The organism is Aromatoleum tolulyticum, from assembly GCF_900156155.1.
In the GTDB taxonomy this organism is placed as follows: domain Bacteria; phylum Pseudomonadota; class Gammaproteobacteria; order Burkholderiales; family Rhodocyclaceae; genus Aromatoleum; species Aromatoleum tolulyticum.
Window position 1 is genome coordinate 33573 of the sequence record NZ_FTMD01000013.1, and the last position, 22249, is coordinate 55821.

Genomic DNA, 22249 nt, shown 5'->3' on the forward strand with positions numbered 1-22249 from the left:
CGATTTCCTTTCGGTCGCAGGAGCCGGTCTTCCGTGGCCCGGGGCATTGCCGGGCCCGCCGAAAGGAGGAAAGCGTCATGGATGCCTGGAAGGCAGACGTCGCCATCGTTGGTGCGGGCGGAGCCGGCCTGCGCGCCGCGATCGCGGCCGCCGAGTCGGACCCGTCGCTGAAGATCGCGCTGGTCTCCAAGGTCTACCCGATGCGCAGCCATACCGTGGCCGCGGAGGGCGGATCGGCCGGCGTCGTGCAGGCCCACGACAGCCTCGAGCACCACTTCCACGACACCGTCGCCGGTGGCGACTGGCTGTGCGAGCAGGACGTGGTCGAGGACTTCGTCGCGCGTTGCACCGAGGAGATGGTGCAGCTCGAGCACTGGGGCTGTCCGTGGAGCCGCAAGGAGGACGGCCACATCAACGTGCGCGCCTTTGGCGGCATGAAGATCGAGCGCACGTGGTTCGCCGCCGACAAGACCGGCTTCCACATGCTGCACACCCTGTTCCAGACTTCGATCAAGTACCCGTCGATCCGGCGCTTCGACGAGCATTTCTGCCTCGACCTGATCGTCGAGGACGGCCGCGTGCAGGGCGTCGTGGTCGTCGACATCGCCTCGCGCCGCTTCACGCTGATCCAGGCCAACGCGGTGATCCTCGCCACCGGCGGCGCCGGGCGCGTGTTCCGCGAGAACACCAACGGCGGCATCGTCACCGGCGACGGCATGGCGCTCGCCTACCGCCACGGCGTGCCGCTGCGCGACATGGAATTCGTCCAGTACCACCCCACCTGCATGCCGGGCACCGGCCTGCTGTTCACCGAGGCCTGTCGCGGCGAGGGCGGCTTCCTGCTGAACCGGGACGGCTACCGCTACCTGCAGGACTACGGCCTCGGGCCGGCCGAGCCGACGCCGCGCAACAAGGCGATGGAGCTGGGGCCGCGCGACCGCCTCAGCCAGGCCTTCTGGTACGAGCAGCAGAAGGGGCGCACGATAGACGGCCCGCACGGGCCGGTCGTGCATCTGGATCTGCGCCACCTCGGCGAAGCCAAGCTGCGCGAGCGCTTGCCGCAGATCTACGAGCTCGCCGAGGAATTCCTCGGCGTCGATCCGGCGAAGACCCCGATTCCGGTGCGGCCCGCGGTGCATTACACGATGGGCGGCATCCTCGTCGATGGACGCTGTGCCGCGCCGCTGCCCGGCCTGTACGCGGCCGGCGAGTGTTCCAGCGTCGGCATCCACGGCGCCAACCGCCTCGGCTCCAATTCCCTCGCCGAACTGTGCGTGTTCGGCAAGACGGCCGGCGCCGAGGCCGCCGCCTTCGCAAAATCGGTGGCGCACGGTCCGGCAGACGTGCTGCTGAAGCAGGCCGCGGCGTCGCAGCAGCGCGCGCTCGAGCTCGTGACGAACGCTTCCGGCACGGAGCGCATCGCCACCCTGCGCAAGGAGATGGCGCAGAGCATGGAGGACGGCTGCGGCATCTACCGCGAAGCACGCAGCATGCAGGCGACCTGCGACAAGCTCGCCGAACTGCGCGAGCGCTATCGCAGGGTCAGGGTCGAGGACACGTCGAGCGTGTGGAACACCGACTGGCTGCTCGCGATCGAGCTTGGCTACCAGCTCGAAGTCGCGCAGGCGATGGCGTGGTCCGCGCTCGAGCGGCGCGAGTCGCGCGGCGCGCACCAGCGGCTGGACGGTTTCGGCGAGCGCGACGACGCCAACTTCCTCAGGCATTCGCTGGCGTATCACGCGGGCGCCGACGCGCCGCGCATCGGTTACGGCGACGTGAAGATCACCGGTTCGCCGCCGGGCACCCGCGCCTATGGCGCCGCAGGCGAGCGGGCCGAACAGGAGCGGGCCGCGCTGCCCGGACGGACAGGGGAGGCGAACCGTGGCTGAGACGACCGGAAACGGGAAGGTCGTACGGATCGAAGTCCTGCGCTATCGCCCGGAGCAGGACGAGGAGCCCTTCCTGCAGGGCTACGACGTGCCCTTCACCGACGACATGTCGGTGCTGCAGGGCCTGCAGTACATCAAGGACTGGCTCGACGGCACGCTGAGCTTCCGCTGGTCGTGCCGCATGGCGATCTGCGGCAGCTGCGGGATGATGATAGATGGCGAGCCGCGCCTCGCGTGCAAGACCTTCCTGCGCGATTTTCCTGCCGGCACCGTGCGTGTCGAAGCATTGGCGCATTTCCCCATCGAGCGCGACCTCGTGATCCGCATGGACGATTTCCTCGCCAAGCTCGAACGCATCAAGCCCTACATCATCCCGAAGGAAGCGCGAACTCTCGCGCAGGGCGAGTACCTGCAGACGCCCGCCGAGCTCGACGTGTACGAGCAGTTCAGCTCCTGCATCAACTGCCTGCTGTGCTACGCGGCCTGCCCGCAGTACGGGCTGAATCCCGAGTTCGTCGGGCCGGGCATCATGGCCCTGCTGCATCGCTACAACGCCGATTCGCGCGACGGCGCCGCCGCCGAGCGCATGGAGATCGCCGGCTCGGAGGCGGGCGTCTTCAACTGCACCGCGGTCGGTTACTGCTCCGAGGTGTGTCCGAAGCACGTCGATCCGGCCAACGCGGTCAACCAGAACAAGACCCGTGCGGCCGGAGACTACTTCCTGAGATTCATCACCCCGAAGGGAGGCGCCAGATGAACACGTCCGATCCGCGCCGTCCCTACGTGCGCCCGATGGCCGGCTGGTGGCGCCGCAATCCCTTCTTCGTCGAATACATGGTGCATGAGGCGACCGCACTCTTCGTCGCGGCCTACGCCCTCGTGCTGCTGGTCGGACTGCGGCGCCTCGCGCAGGGCGAAGCGGCGTGGAACGGGTGGCTGGAGGCGCTGCGCAGCCCCGTGTCGCTGGTATTCCACGGCGTACTGCTGGCCGCCTTCGCGTACCACTGCTGGACCTGGTTCCGCATCATGCCCAGGACCATGCCGCCACTCATTTTCGGCGGCAAGCGTGTCGCCCCCGGGGTAATCACGGCCTGTGGCGTGGCAGCGACGACGGCCTGCAGCCTCGTGGTGCTCATCCTCGCGTGGGGGGCGACGCGATGAAATCGATCACCAGACGCTCCAATGCGCCCGTCTTCTGGGGGCTGTTCGGTGCCGGCGGCATGCTTGCGGCACTTTTCGGGCCGGTGCTCGTGTTCATCACCGGGATCGCGGTGCCGCTGGGGATCATCCTTCCCGCGGACGCGATGAGCTGGCCGCGCATGCAGGCCTTCGCGCAGCATTGGGCGGGCAAGGGTCTGCTGTTCCTTGTCGTCGCGCTGTTCATGTGGCACGCCATGCACCGCATCCTCCACAGCCTGCACGACCTCGGCGTGCGGGCGGGCACTGCGATGCAATTCGCATGTTATGGGGTGGCGCTGCTTGTAACCATACTGGCGACATGGGCATTGATGGCGTTAGGATTCTGAACGGAACCTCCAGGAAGAGAGGGATGGTGCATGTCTTCGCTCCGCGTGGGTCTCGACCTGCAAGCGCGATGGGCCCGATCCGTCGGGCCTTCTTGTCATATCGAAATACAGGGGAACGCAAAATGAAAAAAACGGCATTGCTCGTGAGTCTGGCGCTTCTGGGTATCAGTGCGGCGCAGGCCGCCGATCCGGCAAAGATCAACTGGGGCAAGGTTCCTGCGGTGACCGTGCCGCTGTTCTTCCCGGGGCAGTCGTCGTACGAATGGCTGCGCAGCGAGGAGCACAAGGGGGCGGTGAAGGAGGTCAAGCGCGGCGACTCCTGTACCTCCTGCCACGACGAGGAGGATGCCGAGAAGGACATCGGCGAGAAGCTGGTCAAGGGCGGTCGGCTCGAGCCGCGCCCGGTCAAGGGCAAGTCCGGCTACAAGGCCCTGAAGGTGCAGGCCGCGTACGACGCGAAGAACGCCTACCTGCGATTCCAGTGGCAGACCGACAACGCCTATCCCGGCGTCGAGCACCAGTATCTGCGCTTCGACGGCAAGGAGTGGAAGGTGTTCGGCTATCCGAAGCTCGACAAGCCGGTGCAGGACGGAGAAGAGATGGGCATCTATGAAGACCGCATGTCGATCATGATCGACGACGGCAAGGTGCCGGGCTTCGCGAACCAAGGCTGCTGGCTCACCTGTCACGATGGCCAGCGCGACATGCCCAAGCAATTTACCAAGGACGAGGCCGCCAACAACGCGCTGCTGCAGGCGATCAAGAAGCGCGACGTGCGCAAGTACCTGCCCGACACGCGCACCGACCCGTCCGACTGGAAGACCGGCAAGAGCGTCGAGGACATCGCCAAGATCAAGGCGGCGGGCGGCTTCGTGGACCTGATCCAGTGGCGCGCGCACCGCAGCAACCCGGTCGGCATGACCGACGACGGCTACGTGCTGGAATTCCGCCTCAGCGATTCCGGCAAGGACATGTTCGGCGGCAACGCGGATGCGAAGACGCATCAGCCGAAGTTCATGTGGGACGCCAGCAAGGTCGGCTACAAGTCGATCACCGTCGACCAGCTGCGCAAGGGCGATCACTTCCTGATCCGCGAGCAGAACGCGGTGCCCTTCGATCCCAACGCCGGCTGGAAGGAAGGCGACATGATCCCCGACTACGTCGTCAGCCGTGCCGACGCCAAGGGATCGGCCGCCGACAACAACGCGATCGCGACTTGGAAGGACGGCGTGTGGACGGTCGTCATGGTCCGTCCGCTCGGTCTCGCCAATGACGATGACAAGGCCCTTAAGGCCGGAGGTGTATACAATATCGGCTTTGCCGTGCATGATGACAATATCACTACGCGCGGCCATCAGGTGTCCTTCGTCAAGACGATCGGGTTCGGGGCGAAGGCCGACATCAAGGCTGTGAAGCTGCCGTAAGGCGGCGCCGGGAGCGGGATCCGGCAAGTTCGGGGTCCGCTCGCTTGTGATACACAACGCCGCGCTCGTCGCGGCGTTTTCATGGACCCTTGCCGAAGCCCGACCATGCGCCTGAAACGATTCGATTGCCGTGTCGATCTCCGTGTCGATCTCCGTGCGGCGACGGCCGCCGTCCTGACTTTCCTGCTCGTCGGCGTCGCCGGGCCATCCCCGGCGGCCGCTCCCGGTCTGGAGAACGCAAAATGTCTGAGCTGCCACGATGGCCGCAAGGACGCGATCGAGGTACCCGGCGCCGACGGCGAATCGCGCGCGCTGCATGCCGTGCCGCCCGACGCATTCGCGAAGGGCGTGCACGCGAAGATGGACTGTGTCGCGTGTCATACCGAGATCACCGACAACGCCGAGACGGACAACACCCACCGCAGGGATCCGGCGCAGAAGGCGAAGGACTGCGCATCCTGTCACGAAGAGCTGTGGGAGCGCGCCAGGCAGCAGGGCGTGGCACAGGACAAGCCGCGCCTCGGCGTGGTTGCCGACAACATCGCCGCGTACAAGGAATCTTTCCACGCGCGCAAGAACGCCGACGACCCCACGCGACCGAATGCAAGCTGTGACGAATGTCACAGCAGCCATAGTTTCAATGTCCCGCCCAAGGACTCGCCGCAGTACGCCGAGTGGCGCCTGGGTGTGCCCGAGACCTGCGGCAAGAGCTGCCACGAGGAATCGCTCGAAACCTTCACCGAATCGATCCACGGCGAGGCGATCTTCCAGAAGAAGGATGCCAAGGCTGCCGTGTGCAGCGACTGTCACAGCGCCCACGCCGTCGGCAACACCTCGCTCGCGCCGTTCAAGCTTGCCGTGACGGCCGAGTGCGGCAACTGCCATGAGGAAAACTTCAAGTCCTACAAGGCGACCTACCACGGCCAGATCAACACGCTGGGCTACGCCTACACCGCCAAGTGCTTCGATTGCCACGGCAGCCACGACGTGCTGGCGGTCAAGAACCCGGACTCCAAGGTGCATCCGGACAACCGGATGAAGACCTGCAAGGAATGCCACAACGGCAAGAAGGACCTGCCCGAGGCCCCACCGGGCTTCGCCAGCTACCAGCCGCACGGCCACGCCGGCGACTTCGAGCGCTACCCGCAGATGTGGCTCGCGAACCAGCTGATGGTGCAACTGCTGGTCGGCACCTTCGGCTTCTTCTGGCTGCACACGCTGCTATGGTTCTGGCGCGAACTGCGTGACCGCCAGCAGGGCAAGGTGCGCCCGCACGTGCGTGCCGACGCGCCGGGCCTGGCCGGCGCCAGGCATGCCGGCAAGCACTTCCGCCGCTTCTCCGCGACTTGGCGCGCCGCGCACCTCGCCTTCGCGTTAAGCCTGATGATCCTGACGCTCACCGGCATCCCGCTCTTCTATCCGAACGCCCCCTGGGCCGCACCGCTGATGAAGGCGCTGGGCGGACCGCAGATCGCGGGGACGATCCATCGCATCAATGCGGTGATCTTCGCTGCGGTGTTCTTCTGGCACCTCGCCTACGTCGCCGTGCGGCTCGCGCGCAACTGGAAGGAATTCCGCATCTTCGGCCCCACCTCGCTGGTGCCGGGCCTGCAGGACGGCAAGGACTTCCTCGCGATGCTGAAGTGGTTCTTCGGCAAGGGCGAGCGCCCCGTGTTCGACCGCTGGACCTACTGGGAGAAGTTCGACTACTGGGCGCCGTTCTGGGGGGTGACCATCATCGGCGTGAGCGGGCTGATGATGTGGGCCTCGACCATTACGGCCACCTTCCTGCCGGGATGGGTGTTCAACGTCGCGGCGATCTTCCACAGCGAGGAAGCCTTCCTGGCGGTGGTGTTCCTGTTCACCGTGCATTTCTTCAACAACCACTTCCGTCCCGACAAGTTTCCGCTGGAAGTCGTGATGTTCACGGGCTCGATGCCGGTCGAGGAGTACCGCCGCGAGCACGCGCTGGAATACGAGCGCCTGCTGCAGAGCGGGGAGCTGGAGAAGTACATCGTGGATGCGCCCTCGCGCCCGATGGCGCTGGGGTCGAAGATCCTCGGCTTCACGCTGATCGCCGCCGGCCTGACGCTGCTGACGCTGGTCGCAATCGGTTTCTTCGGCTCGCACTGACGGCAGCCGGAGGCCGCAAAGCAACAGGGCCGGATGTCCGGCCCTGTTTTGTTCCGCAGCACCGCAGAAGCGGCGTGCGGAGCGATGTGAAAAGCCGCGGGGCTTATTCCTCGTCGAGCACCGCCGAGGTATAGACGTTCTGCACGTCGTCGAGCGAGTCGAGTGCGTCGAGCAGCTTCTGCATGCGCACCGCGTCGTCGCCTTCAAGTTCGGTCTCGTTCAGCGGCTTCATGGTGACTTCGCCGAACTCGGCCTTGAAGCCGGCTTTCTCGAGCGCATCCTTCACGGCGGAGAATTCGTACGGGGCCGTGACGACTTCGATCGAGCCGTCGTCGTTGGGGATGACGTCCTCGGCGCCGGCCTCGAGCGCGGCTTCCATCAGCGCGTCCTCGTTCGTGCCCGGCGCGAACATCAGCTGGCCGCAGTGCTTGAACTGGAACGCGACGCAGCCGTCGGTGCCCATGTTGCCGCCGTACTTGGAGAAGGCGTGGCGCACGTCGGCGACGGTGCGGGTCTTGTTGTCGGTAAGGCAGTCGACCATCACCGCGGCGCCGGCGATGCCGTAGCCTTCGTAACGCGATTCCTCGTAGCTCACCCCTTCGAGTTCGCCGGTGCCGCGCTTGATCGCACGGTCGATGTTCTCGCCCGGCATGTTCTGCGTCTTCGCGTTATCGACGGCGAGACGCAGGCGTGGGTTGAAGTTCGGGTCGCCCCCGCCCATGCGCGCGGCGACGGTGATTTCCTTGATCAGCTTGGTGAAGACCTTGCCCCGCTTCGCGTCCTGACGGCCCTTGCGGTGCTGGATGTTGGCCCATTTGGAATGACCAGCCATAAAAAACCTCGAATCCTGCCGGGTGGCGTTGAAAGAACTGAACCGCGCGCATTATACAGGGGTGCCGCACCCATCTTCACGGCTGCGAGCTGACCCGAAGCCGGTCGGGTCTGGTAGATTCCTGTCATTATTTTGATTGCGCATGCCGGCGGGCCGGCGTGACGCGAATGGGAGAGACGATGCGGCGCAGGCTCTTGCTGGGCGCGGTACTCGCGCAACTGTGCGTGGGGGGCGGGGCGCATGCCCAGGAGCGGACGAGCTACCACGGCTGCACCGACGCCGACGGCCGTACCGTGGCCGCGGTGAGCGATCCCGCACTCGATCGCGTGGTCGCGAGCCGTCCGGGGGGCGCCTCCGAGATCCGCTACAACGAGGCGATCCTGCCGCGCCTGACGGCGGAGTCGCGCCTGTTCCTGTTCGCGCACGAATGCGCCCGCCACAACCTCGGTTTGCCGGTCGATGGCGCTCGCACGGCGGCCGATGCGCGGCGCGCGGACTGCCATGGGCTCGCGTCGCTGCTGCGTTCGGGGCTGCTCGATGCGGCGCGCGTCGATGCGCTCGAGCGCGAGTTGCAGTTTTCCGCCGACGAGTGGGAGCGCATCCCGGGGCCGCCGCGAACTTTCGCGCTGCGTGCCTGCACGGCAGAAAGCGAGGCCCGGCGCCTGCTCACGCGGCCGACGCCGGCGCAGCCCGAATGGAATGCCTGCGTGCGCGGCTGCGGGGAACGGCTGCGGGCCTGTGCCCCGCACAGCGTCGCGTGCGACGACGCTTACGAGCGCTGCGTGACCCTGTGCGACTTCCGCTCGCCGCCGTGACGGCCGCCCGCCGCGCCGCTGCTACACTGAATCCGCCACAAACGAACAAGAGAGGCATCCCGACATGACTGAGCCGTTGCTGATCGCAAAGAACGCCCACAAGGACATCACCCTGCTGCCCCGCCTCGCAAACCGCCACGGCCTGATCACCGGGGCGACCGGCACCGGCAAGACCGTGACGCTGCAGAAGATGGCCGAGGCCTTCGCGTCGATCGGCGTGCCGGTGTTCATGGCCGACGTGAAAGGCGACCTGTCGGGCGCGGGTGCGGCCGGCGTCGCGTCCGAAAAGCTCATGCAGCGTCTCGCCGCGCTGGGCATCTCCGAATACGCGCCGCGCGCGAACCCGGTGGTGTTCTGGGACGTCTTCGGCAAACTCGGGCATCCCGTGCGCGCGACGATCTCCGATATGGGGCCGTTGCTCATCGCGCGCCTGCTGAACCTCAACGAGACGCAAGCCGGTGTGCTGCAGTTGGTGTTCAAGATCGCCGACGACAATGGCCTGCTGCTCCTCGACCTGAAGGACCTGCGCGCGATGATCCAGTACGTGGGCGACAACGCGAAGTCGTTCACGACCGAATACGGCAACGTCTCGGCCGCCTCGATCGGCGCGATCCAGCGCGGCCTGCTGGCGCTCGAGCAGGAAGGCGGCGACAGCTTCTTCGGCGAGCCGATGCTGGACCTCGCCGACCTGATCCAGACCGACGGCGAGGGCCGCGGCGTGATCAACATCCTCGCCGCGGAGAAGCTCTACCACTCGCCCAAGCTGTATTCGACCTTCCTGCTGTGGATGCTGGCGGAGCTGTTCGAGCAACTCCCCGAGGTCGGCGACCTGGACAAGCCCAAGCTGGTGTTCTTCTTCGACGAGGCGCACCTGCTGTTCAACGACGCGCCCAAGGCCCTGGTCGAGAAGGTCGAGCAGGTCGTGCGCCTGATCCGCTCGAAAGGCGTCGGCGTGTATTTCGTGACGCAGAACCCGCTCGACGTGCCCGAGACGGTGCTCGGCCAGCTCGGCAACCGCGTGCAGCACGCGCTGCGCGCCTTCACGCCGCGCGACCAGAAGGCGGTGAAGACCGCCGCCGACACGATGCGCTCGAATCCGGCCTTCGACGCGGCGACCGCGATCACCGAACTGGGCGTGGGCGAGGCCCTGGTGTCCTTCCTCGACGACAAGGGCCGTCCCGAGGTCGTCGAGCGCGCCTTCGTGATCGCGCCCGCGTCGCGCCTCGGCGCGATGACGGCGGACGAGCGCAAGGCCGCGATCCAGGGCTCGGTGCTGTACGGCCATTACGAGAAACTGCTCGATCGCGAGTCCGCCTACGAGATGTTGCGCGCGCAGGCGGGAGGCGCCGCGGCCGGCGCTGCCGGTGGTGCTTCAGCCGGTGCGCCCGCGGGGCAGGCGCCTGGCGCGGGGCAGGACGGCGGCGGTGCGCTGGGCGGCATGGGCGACATCCTGTTCGGTTCGACCGGGCCGCGCGGCGGCAAGCGCGAGGGGCTGGTCGAGATCGCCGCGAAGACGGTCGTGCGCACGATCGGCAGTTCGGTCGGGCGCGAGATCGTGCGCGGACTGCTCGGTTCGCTACTGGGCGGACGCCGCCGATGAAGCACCGAAACTGAGCGGATGAGCCTCGCCTCGAATCGCACCGGGCTGCTGTTTGCGACGCTCGGTGCGATCGGATTCTCGTTCAAGGCGATCTTCGTCAAGCTCGCGTACCGTTATGGCGTGGACGCGGAGACTCTGCTCGCACTGCGCATGGGCCTGTCGCTGCCGTTCTTCGTCGTGATGGGGCTGGTCGCCGACGCGCGCGCCGCGCACCGCATGGACGGGCGCGACTGGCTGTGGATGATCGCGCTGGGTTTTTCCGGCTACTACCTGTCGAGCTACCTCGACTTCCTCGGTCTGCGCTACATCACCGCCGCGCTCGAGCGCCTGATCCTGTTCCTGTATCCGACGCTGGTGATCCTGCTGTCGGCGCTCTTCCTCGCGAAGCCGATCGGCCGGCGCACGCTGGCGGCGCTCGCATTGTGTTACTGCGGCATCGGCCTTGCGGTCGGGCACGATCTCCACCTCGCCGGGGAGGCAGGCGACGTCGCGCTGGGCGGCGCACTGGTGTTCGCGAGCGCACTGTCCTATGCGCTGTACCTGATGGGCAATGGTCAGGTCGTCGGCCGGCTCGGTGCGATGCGCGTGACGGCGTTCGCGACGAGCGTCGCGTGCGTGTTGTGCATCGGCCAATTCTTCGTGTTGCGGGCGGTGTCTGCGCTCGATCAGCCGTGGCAGGTGTACGCGCTCGGCACCGCGATGGCGCTGATGTCGACGGTCGCGCCGGTGTGGCTGGTGTCGGAGGCGATCCGCCGCCTCGGCGCCGGGCCGGTGTCGCTGATGGGTACGCTGGGCCCGGTCGTGACGATCTTCCTCGGCTGGCTGCTGCTCGACGAAGCCCTTGGCGTTGCGCAGCTCGCCGGCGCGGCCCTCGTGATCGCCGGCGTGCTGGTGATGGCGCGGCGCTGACAACACGTTCCCGGCAACTCGCGGCGAACGCGGGCTGTCCAAACGGATGTCACCATCCGCGCGAGGTCCTGCCATGACGCCAGAATCCGTCGAGTCCCTGATCGCCGAGATCGAAGCCGAGGATCACATCGATTTCGGCGAGCTCGCCATCGGCGAGCAGGAGGCGCGCAGCCTCATGGCGCGCCATTTCTGCGACATCGACCACCGGCTCGCCGAACACGGCATGGGCGCCGAGGAGCGCCTCGAGGTCATGGCCGCGATTGCGGCGCACACGATGGTCGAAAATCTCGTGCTGCATCTGGGGCGCCTGCGCGGCGTCGCGGCCAGGCAGGACTTCCGCACCTGGATGCGCCGTCACGGCATGGGGTGAAGGAGCTGCGGAACGGCGATCGCGCCGCCCCACAGCAGCAGTGCGACGCCCAGCGGCGCGCTGAGGCGGCGGCCCCAGCTCAGGTTCTTCTCGATCGCCATCACGGCGCCGAGCGCGAGCATCCAGCCGATGCTGCCGGTGCCGACCGCGAACATCAGCAGCATCAGCGCCCAGCAGCAGCCGACACAGAACAGGCCGTGGTGTGCGCCGATCGCCAGCGACTGGAGCGCGGGGCTGCCGCCGCGCCAGTGCTGGATGACGAAACCGACCGGCGCACGACAACGCTCGAGGCAGCGGTGCTTGAGGTCCGAGAACTGGAAGGCGCCGGCGAGCAGCAGCGGCGCGGCGCCGAACATCCACGGGTTGGCCTGCAGCCAGGCGAGATGCTCGAAGGCCTCGTGCAGGCCAAAATCGAAGAGATGCATCGCGGCGCCGGCCGCCAGCCACACGCCGAGGTAGCTCGCGATCACGAGTGCGAGCAGGCTGTGGCGGTCGTCGCGCAGCGCGGTCAGGCGGCGGAAGGCGTCGAGCAGCGGCAGCGTCGTCGGCAGCATCATCGCGATCGTCATCAGCAGCCAGCCGCCGACGTACAGGGCCGACTGCGCCAGCACCGCATCGGCGGTCGCGGCGTGCGCGAGGCCGCCGAGTTCGGCATGGTTGAGGTAGCGGCCGTAGGGCGAGCGCTCCCACAGCCACAGGGCGACCCATGCCGCGAGCACCAGCGCTCCCAGCGCGACGACGAACGTGTCGCGCCGGGAGATCGCGCGCTGCGGAGCTTGCGCCGCGGCCATGGACTCTGTCTGTCGGGCGGTTGCCGGATGCTAGGCCTGGAAGCAGAACGCGCCCTGCACCGAGTTGTAGCCGCTCAGGTTGACGTTGATGCCGAGCGGCTCCGACTGTGCACGGTAGAGCGGCGCGCGGCCGATGTAGGCGGGCGAGCCGGGAATCGTCGAGAAGATCGTGTCGCTCATCACGGTCGGGCGCTGCTCGGGGCCGCGCGCGCATTCGAGGTCGGCTGCGACGGTGTCGCCGATGCGCAGCCGCCCCGAGCCTTCCTTGACGTCGAACTCGATCGCGACGCGCTCCACCCCGACCACCTCGCCGACCAGTTGCGCCAGTTCGGCGACCGGTCCGCCGAGCTTGCCGGTGAATACCGACAGCAGCGCTTCTTCCTGCGCCTTGCTGGCGCGCTCGTCGACGAAGGCGAGGGCGCGCCAGTTGCCCTTCAGCACGTTGCCGGGAATGTGCGCCAGCATGCCGAAGGTGAGGCCCGACACGTCGGTGCCGCCGATCTCGCCCTTGTCGATGTGCCACGCGAGGGTGCCGTCGCAGGTGCCGCCGTCGGGATCGTCGCCGATCCAGCACGGGCAGATCGCCTTGCAGGTACAGACTTCCAGCAGTCGTCCTTCGATCCGGTAGGCCATGGCTGTTCTCCTTGTTGGCTGGTTGGCCAGGGGCGGTCGGGAGCAGGCGACCGTATCGACCGGATAGGGGGTCGGCGGGAGGGTGCGGATACCGCCCTGTCGGGGGTGATGAGATTGCGTCTCACTCTACATATATAGTCGTAGCCGGAGCGGCGTCAATGACGTTCGGTATCTTGGCCAAGGGGGCTTCGGTGCTTCGCCCGGAGTCATCCTGCGAGCGGATACCGGAATGTGTATTAGAAAATCCGATTAGACTAAATGGCATAGGTTTTCCGCCGATATTTTGATTGCAACGGATCCCCCGGTGCCGGCACGGCGCCGGGCTGCTGATGAACGAAGCGCAGGGAGATGAAGACATGGGATGGTTTGCAAGCGGGGCGGAGCTCGCAGCCCTGAGGCAGGAGCTTGCTGCGAGCAGGGAGGCGCTGGAACGCGAGCGCGAGCGTTCGGCCGGGCTCGACGAGCAGCTTGCGCGACAGCGCAGCGAGATGGAGGCGATGGCGCGGCGCACCGAAATGCTCGACGCGCTGTTCGGGAACCTCAAGACCTACGGCGAGTCGCTGGTTTCGGTGCAGGGAACGTTCAGCCAGCTGGCCGAGGGGCTCAGACAGCAGCATGACGTCGCCCTGCGATCGACGCAGTCGGCGAGCGGCAGCACGACCGCCATCGAGCGCATCTCGGCAAGTCTCGACGGACTGGCGGAGGAAACGCGGGGCACCGTCGCGTCGGTGCATCAGCTCGATCAGCGTGCGGGACAGATCGACGGGATCGTGCGTCTGATCCGCGAGATCGCGGACCAGACCAACCTGCTTGCGCTCAACGCGGCCATCGAGGCCGCGCGTGCCGGAGAGCAGGGGCGCGGCTTCGCGGTGGTCGCCGATGAGGTGCGCAAGCTCGCGGAGCGCACCGCAGCAGCGACGAACGAGATCTCGGAGCTGGTCGGCACGATCCAGGGCGAGACCGGGCGGGCGCAGGCGATGATCCAGACGCTCGCCGGCAAGGCCGCGGAAGCGGCCGAAGACGGGCGCAGCGTGCGCGGGAGCATGAACGAGCTGTTCGGCCTGTCGCGCGAGATGGGGGACATGATGGAAGGGGCGGCGGTACGCAGCTTCGTCGAACTGGCCAAGCTCGACCACCTGATCTTCAAGATGGAGGTCTACAAGGCCGCGTCGGGCAATTCCACCCGGCGCCCCGAGGAGTTTTCCAGCCACCACAAGTGCAGGCTGGGGAAATGGTACTACGAGGGTCCGGGCCAGCGCTTTGCGTCCGTGCCCGCCTATCGCAGGCTGGAGGCGCCGCACGCGCGCGTGCATGAGAGCGGCCGGCGCGGTCTCGAACGTCTGCTGTCGGGCGACAGCCAGTCCGGGCTGCAGGACATCGCGGCGATGGAGGCCGCGAGCATGGAGGTGCTGAACTGCCTGCAGGACCTCGCGAACGGGGCAGGCGTCCGCGCAAGCTGAGCCCCCCGCGTTGGCGGGGGGCTTTCCGTCAGACGAGCCTGAGGCGCTCGCAGATGGCCGTCGTGAGGCCGGCCTGGTTCATGCTGTAGAAGTGCAGGCCGGGGGCGCCGGCGGCGAGCAGGCGCTCGCACAGCGCGGTGACCACGTCGAGACCGAAGGCGCGGATGGAATCCGCGTCGTCGCCGTAGGACTCGAACTTGCGGCGCATCCAGCGCGGGATCTCCGCGCCGCAGGCGTCCGAAAAGCGCGCGAGCTTGGAGAAGCTCGCGATCGGCATGATCCCGGGCACGATGGGGATGTCGATCCCCAGCGCACGAACCGCGTCGACGAAGTGCAGGTAGGCGTCGGCGTTGTAGAAGTACTGCGTGATAGCCGAATTCGCGCCGGCGTCGGCCTTGCGCTTGAACGCCCGCAGGTCGTCCTGCGGGCTCCTCGCCTGCGGATGCCACTCGGGATAGGCTGCGACTTCTATGTGGAAGCGGTCGCCCGTCTCGGTGCGGATGAATTCCACCAGCTCGTTGGCGTAGCGGAATTCGCCCGGATCGCCGACGCCCGACGGCAGGTCGCCGCGCAGCGCGACGATGCGGCGGATGCCGGCGGCGGAGTAATCGGCAAGGATCTCGCGGATGCCGTCGCGCGTCGAGCCGATGCACGACAGGTGCGGCGCCGCCTCGAAGCCGAGCGCGGCGATCTCCTTGACCGCGGCGAAGGTGCGCTCGCGCGTCGAGCCGCCGGCGCCGTAGGTCACCGAGAAGAACGCGGGCTTGAGGCGCGCGAGCTTGTCGCGCGTCGCCCGCAGCTTGTCCTCGCCGTCCGGCGTCTGCGGCGGGAAGAACTCGATCGAAATTTCAGGTTTGGCCATCGCTCGCTCCGATCAGTAGCGGTAATGGGCGGACTTGTACGGCCCCTGCTTGGGCACGCCGATGTAGTCCGCCTGCGCGTCAGTCAGTTCGGTGAGCTGCGCGTTGAGCTTGCGCAGCTGCAGGCGCGCGACCTTCTCGTCCAGATGCTTGGGCAGCGTGTAGACGCCGACCGGGTAGTCAGCGGTGCGCGTGTACAGCTCGATCTGCGCGATCGTCTGGTTCGCGAACGACGACGACATCACGTAGGACGGATGGCCGGTCGCGCAGCCGAGGTTCACGAGGCGGCCCTTGGCGAGCAGGATGATGCGCTTGCCGTCCGGGAAGATCACATGGTCGACCTGCGGCTTGATCTCTTCCCACTCGTATTTCTCGATCGACGCGACGTCGATCTCGTTGTCGAAGTGGCCGATGTTGCACACGATCGCCTGGTCCTTCATCTTCGCCATGTGATCATGCGTGATCACGTGGTAGTTGCCGGTGGCGGTGACGAAGATGTCGGCGTGTTCGGCGGCGTAGTCCAACGTCACGACGCGGTAGCCTTCCATCGCCGCCTGCAGCGCGCAGATCGGGTCGATCTCGGTGACCCACACCTGCGCGGAGAGCGCGCGCAGCGCCTGCGCCGAGCCCTTGCCGACGTCGCCGTAGCCGGCGACCACGGCAATCTTGCCCGCGACCATCACGTCGGTCGCGCGCTTGATGCCGTCGACGAGCGACTCGCGGCAGCCGTACAGGTTGTCGAATTTGGACTTGGTGACCGAGTCGTTGACGTTGATCGCCGGGAACTTCAGTTCGCCGCGTTCGTGCATCTGGTACAGGCGATGCACGCCGGTCGTGGTCTCTTCGGTGACGCCCTTCACCTGCGCGAGGCGGGTCGAGTACCAGGTCGGGTCCTGCGCGAGCTTGGCGCGGATCGCGGCGAAGAGGATGGTTTCCTCTTCCGAGCCCGGTTTCGCCAGCACGGAGATGTCCTTCTCGGCGCGCGCCCCGAGGTGCAGCAGCAGCGTCGCGTCGCCGCCGTCGTCGAGGATCATGTTGGAATAGACCTTTTCACCCCGGCCGCCGTCCTGCCATTCGAAGATGCGGTGGGTGTAGTCCCAGTAGTCGGCGAGCGACTCGCCCTTCACCGCGAAGACCGGGATGCCCTCGGCGGCGATCGCCGCGGCGGCGTGGTCCTGGGTCGAGAAGATGTTGCACGAGGCCCAGCGCACCTCGGCGCCGAGCGCGGTCAGCGTCTCGATCAGCACCGCGGTCTGGATCGTCATGTGCAGCGAGCCGGTGATGCGCGCGCCCTTGAGCGGCTGCGCGGCGGCGAATTCCTCGCGGATCGCCATCAGGCCGGGCATCTCGGTTTCCGCGATGCGGATTTCCTTGCGGCCCCAGTCGGCGAGCTTGAGGTCGGCGACGACGTAATCGGTGAAATTTTCAGCCACAGTGTTCATGTGAACTCCTGAACGTGTGGCCGGGAAGGGGTGCTGCGGGTGAGCTCACCTCGTCACCCCGTGCCCGGCACGGGTTAAGGTGAGCGCAGTTCCGGATAGCCGAGCCTGGGACGAAAGTCTCGCAGCGCTCCTCGGCAAGAGCGGATTATAGCGTAGGTGTTCCCGGATGCCGCAAGGCGCGGGCAGCGGAGGGGATCAGCTGCCCTGCAGCGAGTCGATCAGGCCGAAGAGTCGCTTGTAGAAATCCGGATCCGCGATCGTTTCCTCGCCGACCTTGACCAGCGCCTCCTTGTCGGCGGTCCACGGCAGCGAGATCGAGCCGATGCCGGCGACGCCGACGCCTGCGCTGGTTGCGGCGGATTTCAGCTCGTAGCGCGTCTGCAGCGCGTTCGCGTAGATCGCGGTGCCGACGTTGCTCGGCAGGCATACCAGCGTGATGTTGAGCGTCATGCCATAGTCGGTCTTCGGCAGGAAGAACTTCTCGCCGCGGATGCGCGTCGCGTTCGATGCGTCGACCTGGTAGCCCTGGCTCAGCAGGGCGCGCTTGCCGACCTCGCAGGCGGCGTCGGGATCGCGCGTGCTCCACGTGACGAAGGGCGATTCGGCGGCGAAGGTCTCGCTGCGATAGGCGGGAGGCGGCGCGGACGCGCAGCCGGCGAGCAGCAGCCCGGACAACAACAGCACATGGGCGCGACGCGCGAGATGCAACATGGGGGCAAATCCGGTGTGGGGGTGCGAGAACGGATATTAGTGCATCCCGGCGCGTTGCGGTTCAGGGGGCCGGGTCAGCCGAGTCGACACGCATCCTCGCCTGAGCCCATCGGTAGTGCGCGCCCGCGGCCTGCAGTCGGCGCCGGCGGGGGCGCGTCCATATGCGGGGCGAAATGTAACAAAAGATATTTAGTTTGCAGAGCACGCCAAATCAGTCCATAGTGCGCAGCAGCGATCTTCAAGTAGCACAGTTGTTGTCTGGTCCGGTCTCTGCTGTTTCTGCGGTATTCCTTTCCTCTTCACCCTGCCGTCTTGACCTTCGCCCTCACCTCAGGGGCAAGTCCCTTATTTTTCAGGAAATACAAGACATGGCAAACGGTACTGTGAAGTGGTTCAACGACTCCAAGGGCTTTGGTTTCATCACCCCGGAAAGCGGCGGCGATGACCTGTTCGCCCATTTCTCGGCGATCCAGGGTTCGGGCTTCAAGACCCTGGCCGAAGGTCAGCGCGTCACTTTCGACGTGACGACCGGCCCCAAGGGTCAACAGGCGTCGAACATCCGCGCGGCTGACTAAGCCCGCGCCGGCGCGGCAGCAGTGCCGCGCCTCCGGCCCCTGGCGGGACCGGTAACCGGAATCCGTTCCGGAACGCATCCCGAAAGGCCTGGCACAAGCCCGGCCTTTTCTTTTTTTCGCCTTTCCCAGGAGAAAACGTCATCGCCAAGGAAGAACTGATCGAAATGGGTGGAGTGGTGGTCGAAGTGCTGCCTGATGCCCGATTCCGTGTGACGCTGGATAATGGTCACAATCTCGTTGCGTACTCTGCCGGCAAGATGCGCAAGCATCACATCCGCATCCTGTGCGGAGACAAGGTTTCGCTGGAACTGTCGCCCTACGACCTGAGCAAGGGGCGCATCACCTTCCGCCACATCGAAGGCCGCGGCCCGGTGAATCCGCAGCAGCGTCGCCGCCGCTGATTCTTTTTTTCCCCTGCCTGGAACAATTCGCGCTCGTCGGTTGTTTGACTGAGACGTGGGCCGCTCTCGCGACCACGGCTTTCCCCGACGACGAGGATTTCCCATGAGCAGACGATTCCCCTTGCTGGCCGGCGCCCTGCTTTGCGCCGCCGCCTCCGCATCTGCGGTCGAACCCGCCCCCAACGGCATCACCTTGCCGGAGGGCTACCGCGAGTGGCAGGTGCTCGCGGTCCATCACCGCTCCGACAACAATACGCTGCGCGCGGTCCTCGGCAACCAGGCGGCCGCGAAGGCGGCGCGCGAGGGGCGCACCAATCCGTGGCCCGATGGCGCGATCCTCGGCAAGCTGGTGTGGAAGGCGGTCAAGCACGACCGCTGGGACACGGCACTCGCGCCGGGCGATTTCGTCCATGCCGAATTCATGGTCAAGGACAGTGCCAAGTATCCCGCGACGGGCGGCTGGGGGTTTGCGCGCTGGCTCGGCAAGGCGCAGAAGCCTTACGGCGCGGACGCGAACTTCGTGCAGGAGTGCTTCGGCTGCCACCAGCCGGTGAAGGACAGGGACTTCGTGTTCACGAAGCCGGCCGAGCTGCCGTAGATCTGGCGCGCGCCGTGACTTGACGCCCCGACGACGGAGTCGGGAGGCAGGGCGGAATCGTGTGATCCCGCCCGGTGCCTGCTTACAGGCCGGCGTCGGCGCGCAGCGCGGCGGCCTTGTCGGTGTTTTCCCAGGTGAACTCCGGCTCGTCGCGGCCGAAGTGGCCGTAGGCGGCGGTCTTGCCGTAGATCGGGCGCAGCAGGTTCAGCTCCTGGATGATCGCCTTCGGGCGCAGGTCGAAGTGGCGCTGGATCAGCTCGACGATCTTCTCGTCGGCGACCTTGCCCGTGCCGAAGGTCTCGACCATCATCGACACCGGTTTCGCGACGCCGATCGCGTACGCGACCTGTACTTCGCAGCGGTCGGCGAGGCCGGCCGCGACGATGTTCTTCGCGACCCAGCGGCCGGCGTAGGCGGCCGAGCGGTCGACCTTCGACGGATCCTTGCCGGAGAACGCGCCGCCGCCGTGATGGGCCGCGCCGCCGTAGGTGTCGACGATGATCTTGCGTCCGGTGAGGCCGCAGTCGCCGTGCGGGCCGCCGATGACGAAGCGGCCGGTCGGGTTGATCAGGTAGCGCACTTCGCCCTGCATCAGTTCCTTCGGCAGCACCGGCTTGATGATCTCTTCGATCACGGCCTCGGCGATCTGCGCGTGCGAGACTTCCGGGCTGTGCTGCGTCGACACGACGACGGTGTCGATCGCGACCGGCTTGCCGTCGACGTACTTCACCGTCAGCTGGCTCTTCGCGTCCGGACGCAGCCACGGCAGGCGGCCGTCCTTGCGCAGCTCGGCCTGGCGCTGCATGACGCGGTGCGCGTAGTAGATCGGCAGCGGCATCAGGCTGGGCGTCTCGTTGCACGCGTAGCCGAACATCAGGCCCTGGTCGCCCGCGCCCTGGTCGAGATCGAGGCCTTCGCCTTCATTCACGCCCTGCGCGATGTCCGGCGACTGGCGGTTGATCGCGGCGAGCACCGCGCAGCTCTTGTAGTCGAAACCGATGTCCGAGTTGTCGTAGCCGATGCGGCGGATGACTTCCTGCGCGATCTCGCGGTAGTTCGGGTGGGCGGTGGTGGTGATCTCGCCCGAGATCACGACGAGGCCGGTCGATACCAGCGTCTCGCAGGCGACGCGCGCCTTCGGGTCTTCGGCGAGGATCGCGTCGAGGACGCCGTCGGAGACCTGGTCGGCGACCTTGTCCGGATGACCTTCCGAGACCGATTCCGAGGTGAAGAGGAATTCCCTGCTCATGCACTGCTCCTGAAAACAAAAATCCCCAGAGATTTCCGGCGTGGCCGGCTCCGGGGATTTCGTCGAGCAGGCGACGCTTTAGCAGTACTTGTTTGCCTCGACCGCTCAGGTACGTTCGGGCGCCGCCCTGCAAGTTGTCGTATTAACTCGGCGGCTAGGCGATAATTATAGTCTTTGGACCCGGCCGGTCAATCGCGGACTTCCTGTCGGCGATCCGGCCCCTTGCCCGTGATCGTCAATCTACTCTTCCGGATTCTCGCGCGACTGCCGCTCGCATGGCTGCACCGCCTCGGCGGCTGGGCCGGCTGGCTGACGTGGCGTTTCTCGCCGTCCTACGCGCGCAGGCTCGAGGCCAATCTCGCGAACGCCGTCGGGCGTCCGGATCCGGCGCTGCTGAAGGCGGCCATCGCCGAGGCCGGCCGCCAGGCGCTCGAGTTGCCCTTCGTGTGGCTGCGCCCGCAGGACGAGGTGCTGGCGCGCGTCGTGCGCGTCGAAGGTCGCGAGCTGATCGAGCGTGCCCGCGCCGAGGGGGCGAGCGTGCTGTTCCTGACGCCGCATCTGGGCTGCTTCGAGATGTGCGCGCAGTACTGTTCGACGCACGGCCCGATCACGGTGCTGTTCCGCCCGCCGCGCAAGGAGTCCCTCGGTCCGCTGATGGAGGCGGGGCGCGCGCGCGGCGAGATCCGCGTCGCGCCGGCCGACGTGTCGGGCGTGCGGCGGCTGGTGAAGGCGCTCAGGAGCGGCGAGATGGTCGGCATGCTGCCCGACCAGGCGCCAGGGCAGGGTGAGGGCGTGTGGGCGCCCTTCTTCGGCAAGCCGGCGTGGACGATGACGCTCGCGGCGCGCCTGTCCGAGGTGAAGGGCGTAAAGGCGCTGATGATCTGGACCGAGCGCCTGCCGCGCGGCGAGGGCTACGTCGTGCGCATTTCCGAGCCGGTCGAGCCGATCGCCGGCACGCTGGAGGAGCGCTGCGTCGCGATCAACCGCGAGATCGAGCGCCTGATCCTCGCCGGCCCGGCGCAGTACCTGTGGGGCTACAACCGCTACAAGCGTCCGTCGGGCGTGCCGGCGCCGGAGGGCGAACGATGATGGCGCGCGTCGCGAGCTGGATCGCCGTCGCGCTCTTCTGGCTGCTGCACTGGTTGCCGCTCGGCGCGCAGGCGCGCATCGGCGCGGCGGTGGGGGAGCTGCTGTACCGCTTCGCGGGCCGGCGCCGCCACATCGTCAACGTGAACCTGCGCCTGTGCTTTCCCGCGATGGACGAGGTGGAGCGCGCGCGCATCGCGCGGGCGCATTTCCGTGCGCTGGGTCGCAGCATGCTCGAGCGCGGGCTGTTGTGGTGGGCGAGCGAGGAGCGCCTGAAGGGCATGATCCGGCTCGAAGGGCGCGAGCACGTCGATGCGCTGATCGCCGCGGGGCGCCCGGTGCTGCTGCTGGCGCCGCACTTCCTCGGCCTCGACATGGGTGGCGCGCGCTTCGCGATGGAGTTCGACAGCGTGAGCGTGTACGCGCGTCAGAACAATCCGGTGTTCGACCACTGGCTGTTCCACGGCCGCAGCCGCTTCGGCGACCAGCTGCTGCTGTCGCGCCAGGACGGCGTGCGCGGCACCGTCAAGGCGATGAAGGCGGGGCGCCCGTTCTATTACCTGCCGGACATGGACTACGGGCGCGAGGATTCGATCTTCGTGCCCTTCTTCGGCGTGCCGGCGGCGACGATCACCGGCCTGTCGCGCCTGTCGCGCCTCGCGCGCGCGGCCGTTGTGCCGGTGGTGACGGAAATGCTGCCGGGCGGGAAGGGCTACGTGACGCGCCTGGGCGAACCGTGGGCGAACTTCCCGACCGACGACGTCGAGGGCGACACCTTGCGCATGAACCAGTGGATCGAATCGGTCGTGCGCACGATGCCGGAGCAGTACTACTGGGTGCATCGCCGCTTCAAGACGCGCCCGCCGGGTGAAAAGCGCCCGTACTGAGCGGCCCGGCCGCGCTGGACTCCCCCGGGGTGCTGCGCGAGAATCCCACAGTTCGGCG

General features: G+C 67.0%; 23 protein-coding genes, 1 pseudogene and 1 riboswitch. Of the genes and pseudogenes, 17 read left to right on the top strand and 7 right to left on the bottom strand.

Features of this window, described 5'->3' with window-relative positions:
• The first annotated feature begins 77 nt into the window (after positions 1 to 77).
• The 6 genes from frdA (at position 78) to BW991_RS17840 (ending at position 6972) form a co-directional block, all read left to right on the top strand.
• Positions 78 to 1889, top strand: coding sequence for a fumarate reductase (quinol) flavoprotein subunit (frdA, locus tag BW991_RS17815; protein WP_076603469.1), 1812 nt, complete (start codon positions 78 to 80; stop codon positions 1887 to 1889).
• Positions 1882 to 2646 carry a succinate dehydrogenase/fumarate reductase iron-sulfur subunit gene (locus BW991_RS17820; RefSeq protein ID WP_076603470.1) on the top strand — a complete coding sequence of 255 codons (765 nt, stop codon included), beginning with the start codon at positions 1882 to 1884 and terminating at the stop codon, positions 2644 to 2646. Before frdA ends, BW991_RS17820 begins: the two co-directional genes overlap by 8 nt.
• Positions 2643 to 3050, top strand: coding sequence for a fumarate reductase subunit C (locus BW991_RS17825; protein ID WP_076603471.1), 408 nt, complete (start codon positions 2643 to 2645; stop codon positions 3048 to 3050). Before BW991_RS17820 ends, BW991_RS17825 begins: the two co-directional genes overlap by 4 nt.
• A complete protein-coding gene (gene frdD, locus BW991_RS17830; RefSeq protein WP_076603472.1) occupies positions 3047 to 3415 on the top strand; it encodes a fumarate reductase subunit FrdD in 369 nt (122 codons plus the stop codon). The genes BW991_RS17825 and frdD overlap by 4 nt, the downstream gene beginning before the upstream one ends.
• 122 nt (positions 3416 to 3537) lie before the next feature.
• Entirely contained in the window at positions 3538 to 4839 is a 1302-nt protein-coding gene (locus BW991_RS17835) for an ethylbenzene dehydrogenase-related protein (protein ID WP_076603473.1), read from the top strand.
• 105 nt (positions 4840 to 4944) lie between these two features.
• A complete protein-coding gene (locus BW991_RS17840; RefSeq protein WP_076603474.1) occupies positions 4945 to 6972 on the top strand; it encodes a cytochrome C in 2028 nt (675 codons plus the stop codon).
• A gap of 103 nt (positions 6973 to 7075) precedes the next feature.
• Here the strand turns inward: BW991_RS17840 and BW991_RS17845 are convergent, their stop codons facing one another.
• Complete coding sequence (locus tag BW991_RS17845; protein WP_076603475.1) at positions 7076 to 7804, bottom strand: YebC/PmpR family DNA-binding transcriptional regulator; 729 nt, start codon at positions 7802 to 7804, stop codon at positions 7076 to 7078.
• Between the two features lie 179 nt (positions 7805 to 7983).
• Between BW991_RS17845 and BW991_RS17850 the strand changes: the two genes are divergently transcribed.
• The 4 genes from BW991_RS17850 to BW991_RS17865 all read left to right on the top strand — a co-directional run bounded on the left by BW991_RS17850 (position 7984) and on the right by BW991_RS17865 (position 11498).
• Complete coding sequence (locus BW991_RS17850) at positions 7984 to 8619, top strand: hypothetical protein (protein ID WP_076603476.1); 636 nt, start codon at positions 7984 to 7986, stop codon at positions 8617 to 8619.
• A gap of 64 nt (positions 8620 to 8683) precedes the next feature.
• Positions 8684 to 10219: a helicase HerA-like domain-containing protein gene (locus tag BW991_RS17855; RefSeq protein ID WP_076603477.1), complete on the top strand. Its 1536-nt coding sequence runs from the start codon at positions 8684 to 8686 to the stop codon at positions 10217 to 10219.
• 18 nt (positions 10220 to 10237) lie between these two features.
• Positions 10238 to 11128 carry a DMT family transporter gene (locus tag BW991_RS17860; RefSeq protein ID WP_076603478.1) on the top strand — a complete coding sequence of 297 codons (891 nt, stop codon included), beginning with the start codon at positions 10238 to 10240 and terminating at the stop codon, positions 11126 to 11128.
• A gap of 73 nt (positions 11129 to 11201) precedes the next feature.
• Positions 11202 to 11498 (top strand): hypothetical protein, encoded by a 297-nt coding sequence (locus BW991_RS17865; RefSeq protein WP_076603479.1) that lies wholly within the window; start codon positions 11202 to 11204, stop codon positions 11496 to 11498.
• Here the strand turns inward: BW991_RS17865 and BW991_RS17870 are convergent.
• Complete coding sequence (locus tag BW991_RS17870) at positions 11483 to 12289, bottom strand: DUF2182 domain-containing protein (protein ID WP_084205139.1); 807 nt, start codon at positions 12287 to 12289, stop codon at positions 11483 to 11485. The genes BW991_RS17865 and BW991_RS17870 overlap by 16 nt on opposite strands.
• A gap of 30 nt (positions 12290 to 12319) precedes the next feature.
• Positions 12320 to 12922: a DUF1326 domain-containing protein gene (locus BW991_RS17875; protein WP_076603480.1), complete on the bottom strand. Its 603-nt coding sequence runs from the start codon at positions 12920 to 12922 to the stop codon at positions 12320 to 12322.
• Between the two features lie 758 nt (positions 12923 to 13680).
• On the opposite strand from BW991_RS17875, the pseudogene BW991_RS24480 reads away from it, so the two are divergent.
• Positions 13681 to 13962, top strand: a pseudogene (locus BW991_RS24480) (methyl-accepting chemotaxis protein); the annotation flags it as partial.
• Positions 13963 to 14007: 45 nt separating this feature from the next.
• Complete coding sequence (locus BW991_RS24485) at positions 14008 to 14382, top strand: CZB domain-containing protein (RefSeq protein ID WP_425290214.1); 375 nt, start codon at positions 14008 to 14010, stop codon at positions 14380 to 14382.
• A 28-nt stretch (positions 14383 to 14410) separates the two neighbouring features.
• Here the strand turns inward: BW991_RS24485 and metF are convergent, their stop codons facing one another.
• From metF to BW991_RS17895, 3 genes are all read right to left on the bottom strand, one after another.
• On the bottom strand, positions 14411 to 15244 hold the full coding sequence (metF, locus tag BW991_RS17885) for a methylenetetrahydrofolate reductase [NAD(P)H] (protein ID WP_076603482.1): 834 nt from the start codon (positions 15242 to 15244) through the stop codon (positions 14411 to 14413).
• 12 nt (positions 15245 to 15256) lie between these two features.
• Positions 15257 to 16684, bottom strand: coding sequence for an adenosylhomocysteinase (gene ahcY / locus BW991_RS17890; RefSeq protein WP_076603483.1), 1428 nt, complete (start codon positions 16682 to 16684; stop codon positions 15257 to 15259).
• 74 nt (positions 16685 to 16758) lie between these two features.
• Positions 16759 to 16823, bottom strand: a riboswitch (S-adenosyl-L-homocysteine riboswitch).
• 56 nt (positions 16824 to 16879) lie between these two features.
• Entirely contained in the window at positions 16880 to 17395 is a 516-nt protein-coding gene (locus BW991_RS17895; RefSeq protein ID WP_076603484.1) for a DUF2242 domain-containing protein, read from the bottom strand.
• Positions 17396 to 17763: 368 nt separating this feature from the next.
• Here BW991_RS17895 and BW991_RS17900 point away from each other — a divergent pair, with 368 nt between their 5' ends.
• The 3 genes from BW991_RS17900 (at position 17764) to BW991_RS17910 (ending at position 18969) form a co-directional block, all read left to right on the top strand.
• Entirely contained in the window at positions 17764 to 17970 is a 207-nt protein-coding gene (locus BW991_RS17900; RefSeq protein WP_076603485.1) for a cold-shock protein, read from the top strand.
• Positions 17971 to 18110: 140 nt separating this feature from the next.
• The gene (infA, locus tag BW991_RS17905) at positions 18111 to 18371 is read left to right on the top strand and encodes a translation initiation factor IF-1 (RefSeq protein WP_026296207.1); all 261 of its coding nucleotides are present in this window, start codon (positions 18111 to 18113) and stop codon (positions 18369 to 18371) included.
• 103 nt (positions 18372 to 18474) lie between these two features.
• Positions 18475 to 18969 carry a cytochrome P460 family protein gene (locus BW991_RS17910; protein WP_076603486.1) on the top strand — a complete coding sequence of 165 codons (495 nt, stop codon included), beginning with the start codon at positions 18475 to 18477 and terminating at the stop codon, positions 18967 to 18969.
• Between the two features lie 82 nt (positions 18970 to 19051).
• On the opposite strand, the gene metK is transcribed toward BW991_RS17910, so the two are convergent.
• Positions 19052 to 20218 (bottom strand): methionine adenosyltransferase, encoded by a 1167-nt coding sequence (gene metK / locus BW991_RS17915; RefSeq protein ID WP_076603487.1) that lies wholly within the window; start codon positions 20216 to 20218, stop codon positions 19052 to 19054.
• A 228-nt stretch (positions 20219 to 20446) separates the two neighbouring features.
• On the opposite strand from metK, the gene BW991_RS17920 reads away from it, so the two are divergent.
• Positions 20447 to 21307, top strand: a complete 861-nt coding sequence (locus tag BW991_RS17920) for a lysophospholipid acyltransferase family protein (protein WP_076603577.1) — start codon at positions 20447 to 20449, stop codon at positions 21305 to 21307.
• Positions 21307 to 22191 carry a lysophospholipid acyltransferase family protein gene (locus tag BW991_RS17925; protein WP_076603488.1) on the top strand — a complete coding sequence of 295 codons (885 nt, stop codon included), beginning with the start codon at positions 21307 to 21309 and terminating at the stop codon, positions 22189 to 22191. Before BW991_RS17920 ends, BW991_RS17925 begins: the two co-directional genes overlap by 1 nt.
• The last annotated feature ends 58 nt before the right edge of the window (positions 22192 to 22249 follow it).

What these genes read in the sequence shown, in the direction of transcription:
- frdA (WP_076603469.1), top strand. Translation starts at nt 78, where the DNA reads ATGGATGCCTGGAAGGCAGACGTCGCCATCGTTGGTGCGGGCGGAGCC.
- BW991_RS17825 (WP_076603471.1), top strand. Translation starts at nt 2,643, where the DNA reads ATGAACACGTCCGATCCGCGCCGTCCCTACGTGCGCCCGATGGCCGGC.
- frdD (WP_076603472.1), top strand. Translation starts at nt 3,047, where the DNA reads ATGAAATCGATCACCAGACGCTCCAATGCGCCCGTCTTCTGGGGGCTG.
- BW991_RS17835 (WP_076603473.1), top strand. Translation starts at nt 3,538, where the DNA reads ATGAAAAAAACGGCATTGCTCGTGAGTCTGGCGCTTCTGGGTATCAGT.
- BW991_RS17840 (WP_076603474.1), top strand. Translation starts at nt 4,945, where the DNA reads ATGCGCCTGAAACGATTCGATTGCCGTGTCGATCTCCGTGTCGATCTC.
- BW991_RS17845 (WP_076603475.1), bottom strand. Translation starts at nt 7,804, where the DNA reads ATGGCTGGTCATTCCAAATGGGCCAACATCCAGCACCGCAAGGGCCGT.
- BW991_RS17850 (WP_076603476.1), top strand. Translation starts at nt 7,984, where the DNA reads ATGCGGCGCAGGCTCTTGCTGGGCGCGGTACTCGCGCAACTGTGCGTG.
- BW991_RS17855 (WP_076603477.1), top strand. Translation starts at nt 8,684, where the DNA reads ATGACTGAGCCGTTGCTGATCGCAAAGAACGCCCACAAGGACATCACC.
- BW991_RS17860 (WP_076603478.1), top strand. Translation starts at nt 10,238, where the DNA reads ATGAGCCTCGCCTCGAATCGCACCGGGCTGCTGTTTGCGACGCTCGGT.
- BW991_RS17865 (WP_076603479.1), top strand. Translation starts at nt 11,202, where the DNA reads ATGACGCCAGAATCCGTCGAGTCCCTGATCGCCGAGATCGAAGCCGAG.
- BW991_RS17870 (WP_084205139.1), bottom strand. Translation starts at nt 12,289, where the DNA reads ATGGCCGCGGCGCAAGCTCCGCAGCGCGCGATCTCCCGGCGCGACACG.
- BW991_RS17875 (WP_076603480.1), bottom strand. Translation starts at nt 12,922, where the DNA reads ATGGCCTACCGGATCGAAGGACGACTGCTGGAAGTCTGTACCTGCAAG.
- BW991_RS24485 (WP_425290214.1), top strand. Translation starts at nt 14,008, where the DNA reads ATGGAAGGGGCGGCGGTACGCAGCTTCGTCGAACTGGCCAAGCTCGAC.
- metF (WP_076603482.1), bottom strand. Translation starts at nt 15,244, where the DNA reads ATGGCCAAACCTGAAATTTCGATCGAGTTCTTCCCGCCGCAGACGCCG.
- ahcY (WP_076603483.1), bottom strand. Translation starts at nt 16,684, where the DNA reads ATGAACACTGTGGCTGAAAATTTCACCGATTACGTCGTCGCCGACCTC.
- BW991_RS17895 (WP_076603484.1), bottom strand. Translation starts at nt 17,395, where the DNA reads ATGTTGCATCTCGCGCGTCGCGCCCATGTGCTGTTGTTGTCCGGGCTG.
- BW991_RS17900 (WP_076603485.1), top strand. Translation starts at nt 17,764, where the DNA reads ATGGCAAACGGTACTGTGAAGTGGTTCAACGACTCCAAGGGCTTTGGT.
- BW991_RS17910 (WP_076603486.1), top strand. Translation starts at nt 18,475, where the DNA reads ATGAGCAGACGATTCCCCTTGCTGGCCGGCGCCCTGCTTTGCGCCGCC.
- metK (WP_076603487.1), bottom strand. Translation starts at nt 20,218, where the DNA reads ATGAGCAGGGAATTCCTCTTCACCTCGGAATCGGTCTCGGAAGGTCAT.
- BW991_RS17925 (WP_076603488.1), top strand. Translation starts at nt 21,307, where the DNA reads ATGGCGCGCGTCGCGAGCTGGATCGCCGTCGCGCTCTTCTGGCTGCTG.